This window comes from Clostridium folliculivorans, assembly GCF_024341905.1.
In the GTDB taxonomy this organism is placed as follows: domain Bacteria; phylum Bacillota; class Clostridia; order Clostridiales; family Clostridiaceae; genus Clostridium_AR; species Clostridium_AR folliculivorans.
Genome location: NZ_BQXY01000007.1, coordinates 151321 through 166890, shown reverse-complemented (window position 1 = coordinate 166890; position 15570 = coordinate 151321). Strand labels below are relative to the sequence as shown.

Annotated in this window: 10 protein-coding genes; all 10 read left to right on the top strand. The window is 31.9% G+C overall.

Annotated features, from left to right (window positions below; all coding sequences use genetic code 11):
- The first annotated feature begins 250 nt into the window (after positions 1-250).
- On the top strand, positions 251-2221 hold the full coding sequence (uvrB, locus tag OCU55_RS18405; RefSeq protein ID WP_261853757.1) for an excinuclease ABC subunit UvrB: 1971 nt from the start codon (positions 251-253) through the stop codon (positions 2219-2221).
- A gap of 17 nt (positions 2222-2238) precedes the next feature.
- A complete protein-coding gene (locus OCU55_RS18400; RefSeq protein WP_261853756.1) occupies positions 2239-3081 on the top strand; it encodes a MurR/RpiR family transcriptional regulator in 843 nt (280 codons plus the stop codon).
- 368 nt (positions 3082-3449) lie between these two features.
- Complete coding sequence (gene murQ, locus OCU55_RS18395) at positions 3450-4358, top strand: N-acetylmuramic acid 6-phosphate etherase (protein WP_261853755.1); 909 nt, start codon at positions 3450-3452, stop codon at positions 4356-4358.
- Between the two features lie 25 nt (positions 4359-4383).
- Positions 4384-5733 (top strand): PTS transporter subunit EIIC, encoded by a 1350-nt coding sequence (locus tag OCU55_RS18390; RefSeq protein ID WP_261853754.1) that lies wholly within the window; start codon positions 4384-4386, stop codon positions 5731-5733.
- Positions 5734-6106: 373 nt separating this feature from the next.
- Positions 6107-7192, top strand: a complete 1086-nt coding sequence (locus OCU55_RS18385; RefSeq protein ID WP_261853753.1) for a DUF871 domain-containing protein — start codon at positions 6107-6109, stop codon at positions 7190-7192.
- Positions 7193-7827: 635 nt separating this feature from the next.
- Positions 7828-10650 carry an excinuclease ABC subunit UvrA gene (gene uvrA / locus OCU55_RS18380; RefSeq protein WP_261853752.1) on the top strand — a complete coding sequence of 941 codons (2823 nt, stop codon included), beginning with the start codon at positions 7828-7830 and terminating at the stop codon, positions 10648-10650.
- Between the two features lie 687 nt (positions 10651-11337).
- A complete protein-coding gene (gene hisZ, locus OCU55_RS18375; RefSeq protein ID WP_261853751.1) occupies positions 11338-12588 on the top strand; it encodes an ATP phosphoribosyltransferase regulatory subunit in 1251 nt (416 codons plus the stop codon).
- Positions 12575-13231, top strand: coding sequence for an ATP phosphoribosyltransferase (gene hisG / locus OCU55_RS18370; RefSeq protein ID WP_261853750.1), 657 nt, complete (start codon positions 12575-12577; stop codon positions 13229-13231). The genes hisZ and hisG overlap by 14 nt, the downstream gene beginning before the upstream one ends.
- A complete protein-coding gene (hisD, locus tag OCU55_RS18365) occupies positions 13224-14513 on the top strand; it encodes a histidinol dehydrogenase (protein WP_261853749.1) in 1290 nt (429 codons plus the stop codon). The genes hisG and hisD overlap by 8 nt, the downstream gene beginning before the upstream one ends.
- Entirely contained in the window at positions 14506-15570 is a 1065-nt protein-coding gene (hisC, locus tag OCU55_RS18360; protein ID WP_261853748.1) for a histidinol-phosphate transaminase, read from the top strand. The genes hisD and hisC overlap by 8 nt, the downstream gene beginning before the upstream one ends.

Genomic DNA, 15570 nt, shown 5'->3' with positions numbered 1-15570 from the left:
AGCATCTCCCGCATAACCACTTAATTTCAATAATATTCTTAAACATACCCTTTCTTTTTATTAAAGCTATAGAATTCCTATGGATGTACCACTTTGTAATGAAACTTATTATTTTTAAATTCTATCACCAGAAGCCGTGAGAGTTTAAAAAATATATTATGGTTCGAAATAGTAACTCTTTTTACCTATTGACTTTAAAATGACTAAAAGAATAAAATAAGAATACGAAAGTATGTACGGAGGTATTAGTATGCCAGAATTTGAAATAGTATCCAAGTTTAAGCCTATGGGAGATCAACCGCAGGCAATTGATAGTTTAGTCAGCTCATTAAATAATGGTGAAAAAGGTCAAATACTTCTTGGAGTAACAGGATCAGGTAAGACTTTTACTATGGCTAATATAATACATAGAGTTCAGAGACCTACATTGATATTAGCTCATAATAAAACTTTAGCAGCTCAGTTATGCGAAGAATTTAAAGAATTTTTCCCTAATAATATTGTTGAATATTTTGTATCCTACTATGATTATTATCAGCCTGAAGCATATGTAGCACAAACAGATACGTTTATAGAAAAAGATGCTTCCATAAATGATGAAATAGATAAGCTTAGGCATTCTGCTACTTCAGCATTGTTAGAGAGACGAGATGTTATAATAGTCGCGTCAGTTTCATGTATATATGGATTAGGAGATCCTGAGGAATACTCCAAATTAACCATATCTCTAAGGCCTGGAATGGTTAAAGAAAGAGATGAAATAATAAAAAAATTAATTGAAATTCAATACGAAAGAAATGATATTGATTTTGCCAGAGGAACTTTTAGGGTTAGAGGAGATTCTCTAGATGTTATACCTGCCTCATATTCAAACAAGGGAATAAGAATAGAATTTTTTGGTGATGAAATAGATAGAATAAGAGAATTTGATGTTCTTACTGGAAAGATAATTGGAGAAAGAAATCATATATCAATATCACCAGCATCCCATTTTGCAACTTCAAAAGAGAAAGTAGATGCAGCGATAAAACAAATAGAAGATGAACTTGAGATTAGACTTAAAGAATTAAATGCACAAGATAAATTGTTAGAAGCTCAAAGATTGAGGCAGAGAACTAATTTTGATATAGAAATGATAAGAGAAATGGGATATTGCAGTGGTATAGAAAACTATTCGAGAATATTGGATGGAAGAGCTGCAGGTACTCCTCCAAAAACATTGATAGACTATTTTCCAGAGGATTTCTTACTGTTTATTGATGAGAGTCATGTTACCTTGCCACAAGTAAAAGCTATGTATGGTGGCGACAGATCAAGAAAAACTGCTTTAGTTGAATACGGATTTAGATTGCCTAGTGCCTATGACAATAGACCATTACAGTTTGATGAATTTGAGAAAAAAATCAACCAAGTGGTTTTTGTATCTGCAACTCCTGCACAATATGAAGTTGATCATGCTACTAATATAGCTGAGCAAATTATAAGACCTACAGGTCTTTTGGATCCAGAGATTGTTGTTAAACCAGTTGAAGGACAAATAGATGATTTATATGCTGAAATCCAAAAAACTATATCTAAAGGATTTAGAATATTAGTCACAACATTAACAAAAAGAATGGCTGAAGACCTTACAAAATATCTTACGGATTTAGGTGTAAATACAACTTATATGCATTCTGATGTTGAAACTATAGAGCGTATGAAAACAATACGATCTTTAAGATTGGGAGAAGTTGATGTACTAGTAGGTATAAACTTGTTAAGAGAAGGATTAGATATACCTGAAGTGGCACTAGTTGCTATATTAGATGCTGATAAGGAAGGTTTTTTAAGATCTGAGACATCTCTTATACAGACTATAGGTAGAGCTGCTAGAAATTCAGAGAGTACGGTAATAATGTATGCAGATAATATTACTAGATCAATGGATAAGGCTATAAAAGAAACTTACAGAAGAAGAGAGATACAAATGAAGTACAATGAAGAGCATGGCGTTGTACCAACAACTATAATAAAGGACGTAAGAGAAGTAATTGAAGCTACAAAGGTAGCTGAAGACAAGACAGAATATAAAGTTAGTAAAGAAAATAAAGTTAATGAAGATCCTAAGACACTTATTAAAAAATATGAGGCTGAGATGAAGGATGCAGCTAAGAATCTTCAGTTCGAAAGAGCAGCAGAATTAAGAGACTTAATAAATGGATTAAAGAAGAAAGTTTAGGATTAGGTGATGATTTTATGAGCTGCATTACAAAGATTAGACAAAACTATGAGTATTTCACACAAACTGAAAAGAAAATAGCAGATTACGTAATTGAAAATAGCAAGGATGTAATAAATATATCAACACAGGATCTGGCAGAATTAACCAAGACCTCACCTGCCTCTATAGTTAGATTTTCTAGGAGTTTAGGTTTTGACGGTTTTGGCGAATTAAAGATTGAACTTGTTAAAAGTCTTCAATCCTTTAATGATGAAGAAATTGATACAATCTTAAAGCATGATGATACGGTAGAAGAGATGGTTCAGAAGATAGAAGGAAGAGTACAAAACACTCTAGAAGAGACCGTTAGATTAATTAATTTTAAAAACTTACAAGAGGCACTAGACTCCATAAAAAAAGCAGAGACTATATATTTACTTGGAGTTGGAGCATCAGCGCTGGTAGCGATGGATCTACAGCAGAAGCTTTTAAGAATAAATCGGAGATGTGTGTTTAGTTTAGATAGTAATTTAGGTCTAGCAACTTCGGTACATATAACAGAAAAAGATGTTGTTATAGCTATATCATATGGTGGAAGAACTAAGGAAGTTAACCTTGCGGTAAAAAGAGCACGAGATAATGGAGCAAAATGTATCGCTATAACAAAATGGGGAAAAACTCCATTAGCATCTCTATCTCATATATCTATATTTTTACCAAATAATGAAGGTGAGTTAAGAATAGGTGCTATTAATTCTAGATTTGCCCAGCTACTTATAACAGATATAATATATTTGGGTATAGCAAAAGAGAACTTTGAATTGACAGAACACCATTTAAGAGAAACTAAAAAGATTGTGCAACCACTTAAGGAATAGTAATATATACAAATGAAACAGCGTAGTTTTATAAAAAGTTTAAAACTTTTATAGAGCTACGCTGTTTTTATTGCATATGAAAATATAAAATTTTAATACTGGCTAAGCATGGCAACTTCAACGCCTTTGACAGCCTTTTGATACATACAGTAAAAAAAAGTTAATCAACTGACAGAGTTATATTAATGATTTTGAACTTTAATAATTAGTGCATACATAAATTGGGAAAGAAATAAAAATAGTAGAGTAGAAAAGATAAATTAATAATAATTGAAATAATATTTCGTTTTAATAAAGAAAACATTGAAACAAAGTTTCTTGTATGTATAATTATAGATATAAGGTAAATGTTTTCGGGAGGATAAGAGATGAGATTAGATTTGGGAAACTTGATTACAGAAACTAGAAATGCCGATACAAGGAATATAGACAAGGTATCTACTATTGAAATGTTAAAAATGATTAATGAAGAAGATAAGAAAGTAGCTTTTGCAGTTGAAAAAGAAATAGAGAACATAGCTATTGCGGTTGATTACATATCCAATGCATTACAATGTGGTGGAAGATTAATTTATTGTGGAGCAGGGACTTCGGGAAGGCTTGGAATTATAGATGCATCTGAATGCCCTCCTACATATGGCGTGAAAGAAAATCTGGTACAAGGGTTAATAGCTGGAGGATATGGCGCAATATTTAAATCAAAGGAGGGGGCTGAGGATTCAAAAGAATTATGTGTACAAGATCTAGAAAATATAGGTTTTAATGAAAGAGACATTTTAGTTGGTATTGCAGCAAGCGGAAGAACGCCATATGTAATAGGTGGATTGGAGTATGCTAACTTACTTGGTGCAATAACTATAGGACTAACATGCAATCCAGATTCAAGCATCTCAAAAATTGCTAAAATATCGATAGCGCCTGTAGTAGGACCAGAAGCGATTACTGGCTCTACAAGAATGAAGGCAGGTACAGCTCAAAAAATGGTGCTTAATATGTTGTCCACAGGTGCTATGGTTAAGATTGGCAAGGTGTATAGCAATTTAATGGTAGATGTTAAATCTACAAATGAGAAGTTAGTAGAGAGAGCACAAAGGATATTGATAGAAGCTACAGGGGTTGCTAGGGAAGAGGCTATAGCTGTACTTGAGCATACTGGGTATGATGTTAAATTATCTATACTTATGATTATGTCAGGATTACAGAAAAAGGATGCTGAGTGTGTACTTGAGAGTAATAAAGGATATGTAGCAAGAGCTCTAAAGAGTTTGGAATCTTAATATAAAAAGAATGGGGGTAAATTTTATGAATAATAGCATTGATGTAAAAAGCGTTGCGGAGCAAATACTGACAAACGTTGGTGGAAAAGACAATATATCTTCAGTTGCTCATTGTATGACAAGACTTAGACTAGGAATTAATGAAGCCTCTTTATGTAAAGTTGATGAGATTAAAAAGATTGAAGGTGTATTAGGCGTAGTAGAACAACAAGGACAACTTCAAATTATTCTAGGACCTGGCAGAGTAAATAAGGTTACTGAGGCTTTTGGAACTATCACTGGAATTAGCATAGGAGAAGTGGATGATGCTAAAGCTTTAAAGGAAGAGATAAATAAGAAAAATGCAACTCCATTTAAATTGTTTTTAAAGAAATTATCTAATATTTTTATACCTTTAATACCAGCTTTTATAGCTTGTGGACTTGTAACTGCAATATTAAACATTGTTTTAAAGATAGATCCTAACTATGGTAATACAACTATTGGAGGAATATTAAAGATAACTGGTAATGCAGTTTTTTATGGACTTAATTTGTTTGTAGGTGTTAATGCTGCTAAAGAGTTCGGAGGATCAGCTATGCTTGGTGGTGCTATGGCAGCTATAATATCTCATCCGGACTTAGCAAAAGTTACTATAGGAGGTACAGCACTTCTACCTGGAAGAGGCGGAATAATTGCTGTTTTATTGGTAGTTGCATTCTCAAGCTGGTTAGAAAAGAAGTTGAGAAAAGTTATTCCAGAAACATTGGATTTATTTTTAACTCCTCTTGCAGTAATACTTATTTCAGCTTTCGCTGCTTTGTTTGCACTTCAACCTTTAGGTGGAATGATATCAGATGGAATCGGATATGCTGCTAAAACTGCTATATCTGGTGGTGGAGCAATTACTGGTTTTATATTAGGTGGATTATTTTTACCATTAGTTATGACTGGATTACATCAAGGATTGACACCAATACATGTTGATCTACTTAAAACTGCAGGTATTAACATTTTACTTCCTATACTAGCTATGGCTGGAGCAGGTCAAGTAGGTGCTGCAATAGCAGTATATTTTAAGACTAAGAATAAAAGACTTAAGAAAACAATAATATCAGCTCTTCCAGTAGGAATGATGGGAGTTGGAGAACCCCTTATATATGGAGTTACTTTACCTCTTGGAAAACCTTTTATAGGAGCATGTATAGGTGGAGCTTTCGGTGGGGCAGCACAAGCTTTATTTAAAGTTGGTTCAACATCAATGGGGCTATCAGGTATACCTCTTGCCGCAATAACTAATAAACCAATACTATTTGTTGTGGGATTGATCGTTGCTTATGTTGCAGGATTTATAGCTACCTATTTACTTGGTTTTGATGATCCTGTCGAGGAGTAGAATTATAATTTAAATATTGAAGTTAAAATATATAGATAAACTAGTTCCAAATGAAATTTATATCTGATAATCCTGTTACCATTAATCGTTAACAGAGGCATGACTTAGTTCTATTAGATGGAACTGGATTATCTATTCCGCTGAACTGATAAACTACTTCAGTCATTAAACTCCAAATAAAGATTTCGATGGTTCTACGAATCTTTATTTGGATAAGTTCTAATATGAAGTAGTTTATCTATAGATGTACCACTTCGAACCGAAATCTATTTTTAAAACTCTCACGGCATCTGGTGAGAGAATTTAAAAATAATATATTTTATTACGAAGTGGTACATCCATAATATTCTATGTATTAGGAAAGGAAGTAATCATGGGAAAAGGAATATCTGTATTTTTAGGTATGGAGTATTCTTTAGATAGTATACTGAATAATATAAAATTATCTAAGGAAAATGGCTTTGATAGAATTTTTACATCTTTCCATATACCAGAAGCCAATTACGATATCGTATTAGAACAGTTTGGTGAAGTGTCAAAGCTAGCGAATAAGTTAAATATGAAGATAGTTGCTGATATTTCTCCTAATGCTTATAAATTTCTTAAAATAGATAAGGATGATTTAGCAAGGGTTAGGGATTTAGGAATAGACGTTTTAAGATTAGATTTTGGATATTCTGAAAAATTCATTGCAGATTTAAGTAGAAATAAGTTTGGATTTAAAGTAGAAATTAATGCATCAACTGTAACAGAAAGATTTTTTGATGAGTTAGAAAAATATACTCCTAACTATAGAAATATTCAAGCATGTCATAACTATTATCCTAGAAAGAATACAGGAATATCTGAAACTTTATTTATAAGAAAAAATCAGTTGTTAAGAAAATATGGAATTAAGATTTCAGCATTTATTCCTTCATTATCAGGAAAAAGGGGACCGATTTATGAGGGGCTTCCTACACTTGAAGCTCATAGATATTTAGACCCATATACAAGTGCTAGACATTTAATTGCTTTAGGAGTAGATGATATTTTTTTTGGAGATGGAAGTCCTAGTAAAAATGAAATAGTATCAGTAGGAGCTATTAAAGATGGCTGTATTGAACTAAGAGTAGCGCTTTCTGCAAAAAGTTATATTACAAAAAGATATATGGAATTTCCTTGTTATACTAATAGAGCAGATTGTGCTGAAGATGTAATTAGAGCAGTTGAAAGCAGGAGCTTGCTTATAAGTGATGAGGTCATACAAGCTGACAATTGTGTAAATAGAGAGATAGGCTCCGTAACTTTAGATAACGAAGGTTATATGAGATATATGGGAGAACTTCAGATAACAATTAAAGCATTACCAGAGGATGATAGAGTGAATGTTATTGGGAAGGTATTGGAAGAAGATTTGTTTCTTTTAGATTATATAAATGAGGAAACTAGGTTCTATTTTAAAACTATAAACAATTGATTTTAAATACATTAGTTTTAACCTCTAAAGCTTATTATAAGCTTTAGAGGTTTTTGATTATAATAAATTAGTTTAGATAACCTTAATTGGAATATGACAAAATCATATTAATTCTTTGCGTAAGCTCATTAAAGCGTCGGATGATTAACCAATTAATTTCAACACGGTGCTTTAATATCGCCTAAAGTATAAACTAATTGATTATGAAACTAAAAATAAAACTCTTTAGAATATTATCAATTGGTATTGGTAGATTTATGCTTTTTTGTTTGTAAAAATTAATAACTAAAAGTTGACTTATAAATTGTAAAGAATTAAAATAGTTACATGCGAACTTATGTTCAAAAAAGAATAGCATTAATAATATTGACTAGAATATATAAAGATGTACCAGTTCGAACCTAAATCTATTTTTAAAACTCTCACGGGTTCTGGGGAGAAAATTTAAAAATAATAAATTTTATTACGAAGTGGTACATCTATAGACATACTACTTCAAATTGAAATTTATCCAAATAATGCTTCGTAAGATCATCGAAAGCATTATTTGGAGTCTAATGATTGAAGTAGTATGTCAGTTTAGAGGAATAGATAACTTAAGAATAGGATTCAATATGTAAGTAAGGAGAAATGAGATGAAGGATAAGATAGTAATAAAAGGTGCAAAAGTACATAATTTAAAGAACGTATCCTTAGAAATTCCAAGAGATAAACTTGTAGTATTTACAGGTTTATCAGGATCAGGAAAGTCATCATTAGCTTTTGATACACTGTATGCTGAAGGGCAGAGACGATATGTAGAATCTCTTTCAGCATACGCTAGAATGTTTTTAGGTCAAATGAATAAACCAGAAGTGGAGTCAATCGAGGGATTGTCACCAGCTATATCCATCGATCAAAAAACTACTAGCAAAAATCCTAGGTCAACGGTAGGAACTGTTACTGAAATATATGATTATTTAAGATTGCTTTATGCTAGGGTTGGTGTGCCTCATTGCCCAAAGTGTGGTAAAGAAATAACTCAGCAGACCATAGATCAAATAGTGGATAAAGTTATGAATTTTGAGGAAAAAACAAAGATACAGATATTAGCACCTATAATTAGAGGTAGAAAAGGTACTCATGAGAAAGTTCTAGAGAATATAAAAAAGAATGGGTATGTAAGAGCAAGAATAGATGGTGAAATATATGATCTTTCTGAAGATGAAGTGATTTTAGAAAAGAATAAAAAACACAGTATAGAAGCTGTAATAGATAGATTGGTCGTGAAGTCAGACATAGAAAGCAGACTTACTGATTCTTTGGAGACTGCGTTAAAACTAGCAGAGGGATTAGTAATAGTAAACATATTAGGAGAGCATGATATACTTTTTAGTGAAAAATTTGCTTGTGCAGAATGTGGGATAAGTATAGATGAATTGGCACCAAGATTGTTTTCATTTAACTCACCTTTTGGAAAGTGTGATCACTGTGATGGTCTTGGAACCTTAATGGAGATTGATGAAGATTTAGTTATACCTAATAAAGATTTAAGCGTTATGGATGGTGCTATAGCTTCATGGGGAGAAGGAAGATTAGCAGAAGGAGCTTGGACTTATGCTGTACTTAAAGCTTTAGAGAAAAAGTATAAGTTTGATTTAAAAACTCCTATTAAAGACCTTCCTAGAAATATAGTTGAATTATTGCTATATGGAACTAATGGAGAAAAAGTAGAAGTTGATTATACTAAAGAAGGAATTTTGGGAAGATATAAGCATGCCTTTGATGGAGAAATAAATTCATTAAAGAGAAGATATATGGAAACTGGCTCTGACATCATAAAGACTGACATTGAGCAATATATGAGCAACAATCCTTGTCCTAAATGTAAAGGTGCTAGGTTAAAGCCAGAAGCTTTAGCTGTTACTGTAGGGGATAAAAACATAAATCAATTCACAAGATTAAGTATTAGAGATGAATTAGATTTTATAAACTCTATAGAGTTTTCAGAGAAGAATAAGATAATAAGCCAGCAAATAGTTAAAGAAATAAATTCAAGACTAAAATTTTTAATTGATGTTGGACTAGATTACCTGGACCTAGCAAGAAATTCAGGAACTTTATCTGGTGGAGAATCTCAAAGAATAAGACTAGCAACTCAAATAGGTTCTCAGCTTATGGGAGTGTTGTATATCTTAGACGAACCAAGTATAGGGCTACATCAGAGAGATAACGATAGACTTATAGCAACATTAAAACATTTGAGAGACCTAGGCAATACTCTTGTTGTAGTTGAACATGATGAAGATACTATGAGAGAAGCTGACTTTATAGTTGATATAGGCCCTGGTGCTGGAGAACACGGAGGACAGATAATTGCAGCCGGTCCGATAGATGTAATAGAAAATACTGAAGAGTCGATAACTGGCCAGTATCTTACTGGTAGAAAGAAAATTGATATTCCTAGTGAGAGAAGAAAAGGTAATGGTAACTTTATAACAATCAAAGGTGCTAAAGAGAACAATCTAAAGAATATAAATGCTAAGTTTCCACTTGGAACACTTACTATGGTTACTGGGGTGTCTGGATCAGGTAAGAGTACTTTAGTTAATGAAATACTATACAAGGGACTTTATAAAATTGTAAATAAGTCTAGAGTTATTCCTGGAGAGCATAAAGAAATAACAGGGTATGAAAACATTGATAAGATAATCGACATAGACCAAAGTCCTATAGGAAGAACTCCTCGTTCGAATCCAGCTACTTATACCGGTACTTTTGATATAATAAGAGAACTATTTTCTAACACAACTGAAGCTAAGATGAGAGGGTATAAACAAGGAAGATTTTCATTCAATGTTAAAGGTGGAAGATGTGAGGCATGTAGTGGAGATGGAATAATAAAAATAGAAATGCAATTTTTATCCGACGTATATGTTCCATGTGAAGTATGTAAGGGTAAAAGATATAATAGAGAAACACTAGAAGTTAAATATAAAGGTAAGAATATAGACGATGTATTAAATATGACAGTTGAAGAAGCACTCGATTATTTTGAAAATATACCAAGAATACATAACAAACTTAGGACGCTTCATGATGTAGGACTTGGATATGTAAGGCTAGGTCAGCCATCAACTCAGTTATCTGGTGGAGAAGCGCAAAGAATTAAACTCGCATATGAACTTTCAAAGAGAAGTACAGGAAAGACTTTATATATATTAGATGAGCCAACAACAGGACTACACGTGGCTGACGTAAGCAGGCTTATAGAAATACTTCAACGACTTGTTGATTCGGGTAATACAGTTGTTGTTATTGAGCACAACCTTGATATGATAAAATGTGCAGATCATATAATAGATCTTGGTCCAGAAGGTGGGGACAAAGGCGGTACTATATTGTGTACTGGTACTCCAGAGAAGATAGTAGAAAATGAAGAGTCATATACAGGTAAATATCTAAAAAAATATTTATAATTATTACACTAAAGGGTTCAGTATTAATACTGAACCCTTTAATATATTAAAAGGAATGTAAACAATATTTTAGGCACAAGTTAGATAATCAATCATCTTGATTAAGCGCGATTAACATCGACACTTGTTTCAAGTTCATAGGTCAGGACCCTCGAGGGTTTTGAGATATTGCATCATCAAAGTGTTCATACTTCAGATCCGTGTTTCAAATGACAGTAAGATTAATTGGTGCTTTTGAACTAAACTGCAGTTAAAATCAACTTCAGTTTTTTATATTGCTACATTCCTTATGATATTAATATAACCGTCCATGAAGAATTAATTCCTTTATGGGCGGTTTAATATATAGAAATACAGGAATTATATAACTATAAAGAAATTTACATTAATTATTTGCGTAAGAATCATTAAGGCATCCAATGGTTGAAGGCTTACTTTCAAAATAGTGATTTAAATGCGGAAAATTTTAAAATCAGTACCATATTTATAAATTAATATTTTAATTTTAAATATCACAACTAATTATTAAATTTATTAAAAAAGTAAATAATTATTAGGATTCTATTATGAAAAAGTATAACCTTATATTGACAGAGAATTATTTTTATAGTAGTATTATTTTAATGATTTAGAGTTTTAATGTTTTACTTGGTTAAAGTAATGAAGTATTAAAAGGTGGGCTATAGAATGAATATATGGAGAAATTATGCTATTGAAGGAACTCAAGATCTTTTATTTGATCAATGTGAAATAAAAAATGACGTAATATCAAAAAGTAGAAAAGTATTTAAGAACTTTGGGTTTAATGAGGTACAAACACCAACTTTAGAATTCTATGATGTTTTTAATTTTTCAAATCATCCAATAGAAGATGAAAAGATATATAAATTAATTGATTTTAAGGGAAGAATACTTACCTTAAGACCTGATTTAACAATTCCTATTGCAAGAGTCTATTCTACTAAGATTAAGGGTGGAACTGCTATGCTTAGCTATGTTGGGGATGTATATAGAGCTAATGAGCATAATCACGGTAAAAATAATCAGATAACTCAATGTGGAATTGAAATAATAGGTATTTCAAATATAAAAGCAGAAATACTATTACTTATAACTGCTATTAATACTATAAAAGAAATAGGGATAGAAGAATTCAAGATTGAAATAGGACAGTGTAAGTTCTTTGAAGGAATCCTTGAGGTCATAGATTTCGATAGCGAAGAAGTTAGTGAGCTTGAGGACCTGATAATGAATAAAAATCTAGGATCACTATATTCTTTTTTAAATAAAAAGAAAAGTAAGTTAGACGAAGATCAATATAAAATTTTGAGAGCTTTACCTCAACTGTTTGGAGGAAAAGATGTAATTGATGAAGCACAAGAACTTGTAAAGTCGGAAAAGGCTATAAATGCATTAAGAGATTTAAGTTATATATATAATACTTTAGAATCCTTAGGATATTCAGAGTATGTTTCAGTAGACTTAGCTATGATTCAAAGTTTTAATTATTACACAGGTGCTATATTTAAAGGTTACACAAAAGAAGTAGGAGAAGAAATACTAAGCGGCGGAAGATATGATGGTTTGGTTGGAGAGTTTGGAGAAGAAAGTGCAGCAGCAGGTTTAGCTATAAATGTAGATGCTATACAAAAGCTTATATATGAAAAAACTAAAACCGAAAAAACTGATGAAATAACAGGTGTAATATTTTTTGAAAAAGACTCTTATGCTAATGCTATAAAAATAATGAATTCATTAAATAAGGCTAACGGAAATTGGCAGCTTAATATACAAGAAAGTTTTGAAGAAGTGGCTGATTATTGTAGGGGTAAAGGGATAAACAGGATAATGAAAGTTAACAGAAATGAAGTTATTGAATATAGGTTAAGCCCTACTGGAGTATTTATAGGAGAGATGTTTAAAAATGGAAAATATTAGAATAGCACTTACTAAGGGACGTCTAGAGAAGGATGCTATAGGAATTTTTGATGGTATAGGTATAGACACTACTGAGCTCAAAAATAAGGGGAGAAAGCTTATATTGAAAAGTGACAACTATCCTGTGGAATTTGTTTTAGCAAAGGCACAGGATGTTATAACCTATGTAGAGCATGGAGTAGTTGATATGGGGATAGTCGGAAAAGATACTATACTTGAAAATACACCTGATTTTTACGAAGTGATAGATTTAAATAAAGGAAAGTGTTTCTTTGCCTTAGCATCATTAGAAAGCTATAGATTTATTCCTAACTTTAAAAGAAAGGTTATAGCAACTAAATACCCTAAGGTAGCACATGATTACTTTAGAGAAAAGGGTGAAGATGTTGAGATAATAAAAATTGAAGGTTCAGTAGAGCTTGCCCCGATTTTAGGATTAGCAGATGCCATTGTAGATATAGTTGAAACAGGAACAACATTAAAGGAGAATGGTCTCATAATCTTCGATAAGATTTGTGATATAAGTGCTAGATTAATTGTCAATAAGGCTAGTATGAAAATGAAAAAGAATATAGTTTTGGATTTAGTAGATAAGATTGAAGATTTTTTGAATTCAAGTGAAGGAGAAGCTAATAATGATTAAAATATATGAAGATAATGATTCTATTGGGCTGTTTCTTCAATTAATGCGAAGAAGAAGCGAAGAGGATAGCAAAGAAGCTTTAGAAGCAGTGGAGCGCATAATAAGTTCTGTGAGAAAAGAGGGAGATGCTTCAGTTAAAGCTTTCACTGAAAAGTTTGATGGAGTGACATTAGATCAGTTAAAAGTTAGCGAAGTTGAAATAGAAGATGCTTTTAATAAAGTATCTGACAATATAAAAAACGCCTTAGAAAAAGCAATAACAAATATAGAATACTTTCACAAAAAGCAAATAAGACAATCATGGGTAAGCACTGAGGAAAATGGAGTAATCATGGGGCAAAAAATATCTCCTCTAGAGAAGGTAGGAGTATATGTTCCTGGAGGCAGTGCAGCTTATCCATCATCAGTTCTTATGAATGTAATTCCAGCAAAGCTAGCAGGAGTAAAAAAAATTGTTATGGTAACTCCACCAAAGAAAGATGGAAGTATAGATTCTAATATACTAGTAGCTGCTAAGCTCGCTGGAGTAAGTGAAATATATAAAGTTGGGGGAGCTCAAGCTATAGCAGCTCTTGCTTATGGAACTGACACTATTCCTAAGGTTGATAAAATAGTAGGACCAGGAAATATATATGTTGCTTTAGCAAAGAGGGTTTGTTATGGCAAGGTGGATATAGATATGATAGCTGGTCCTAGTGAAATAACTATAGTATGTGATGAAAAAGCTAATGCTAGGTTTTTAGCTGCGGATTTAATGTCTCAAGCTGAGCATGATAAACTTGCTTCATCTGTGCTTATAACAACTAGCAAAACTTTAGCAGAGGAAGTTAATAAACAAATAAATGTACAAATTCAGAATCTAAATAGAAAAGAAATTATAGAGGCTTCACTTAAGAATTATGGGGGAATATTAGTTGTTAAATCATTAGAGGAAGCCATAGATATGGCAAATACTATTGCGCCAGAACATCTGGAGTTAATGATTGAAAACCCTATAGCATATCTTGGAAAAGTTAAAAATGCAGGTTCAATATTCCTAGGTCAATATAGCCCAGAACCTTTAGGTGATTATATGGCTGGTCCAAACCACGTTCTACCTACTAATGGAACGGCAAGATTTTTTTCACCTTTATCTGTAGATGACTTTATAAAAAAATCTAGTTATATATATTATACAGAAGAAGCTCTTAGAGAATTAAGTGAAGATATAATGATTCTAGCTAAGGCAGAAGGTTTAGACGCTCATGGAAATTCCATAAAAGTGAGGGTTGACAATGAATAGTTTGTTTAGAAAAGATCTAAGTGATTTTAAACCCTATGAAGCAGAAGTGAATAATTGCCAAGTGATTTTAAATGCCAATGAAAGTTTTATTAATATAGAAAAGCAGCTGGAAGAAGAGATAATTAATGTCATTAAGGATATAAAGATAAATAGATATCCTGATCCAACTGGAGAAAAGTTAAGAAAAGTTTACGGCTACTACTCAGGAGCTGATAAAGAAAAGATAATGATAGGTAATGGATCTGATGAGCTTATATCAATTGTTTGCAACACTTTCGTAAATAGCGGAGATAAAATAGTTAAATTAAATCCAGATTTTTCAATGTATAAGATTTATGGAGTTTTGCATGGTGCGGAGGTTCTTGAATATGATTTGAATGAAGATTTTACCTTAGATATTGATGACTTTATTAATTTTGTAAACAATGAGAAACCTAAAGTTGTGTTTGTCTCAGTGCCCAATAATCCAACAGGTGGAATTGTTAAAAAAGCAGATATATTAAAACTCATAACATCAGTAAATTCTATAGTTGTTATAGATGAAGCTTATTTTGAGTTTTATGGAAATACAGTAATAGATGAAATAGACAATTACGATAATTTAATAATACTCAGAACTGCATCAAAAATAGGGTTAGCAGCTTTGAGGTTAGGATTTTTAATAACTAACTCAGCATTATTAATGGAGATATACAAGGTAAAACCGCCTTACAATGTAAATTCCATCACTCAAGAAATAGGCGCCCTAATATACGAAAATAAGCAGGTAATAGAAGATAATATCTCAAGGATTCTAAGAGAGAAATCTTCGTTGCAAATAAGTTTGCTAAGTTTATCTGAGAGAATAAACTTTAAGATTTATCCTAGCGGTACTAATTTTATTTTAATTGAAATTGAAGAGGCGGAAGAACTTTACGAATACCTTAAAGATGAAGGAGTTTCAGTAAGATTTTTTGGAAAAGGAAGACTAGAAAATTGCATAAGGATAACTGTTGGAAATAGTGATGAGAACAGGATTTTACTTGAGGCAATAAATAAGTTTCTAGGGGATAAATAA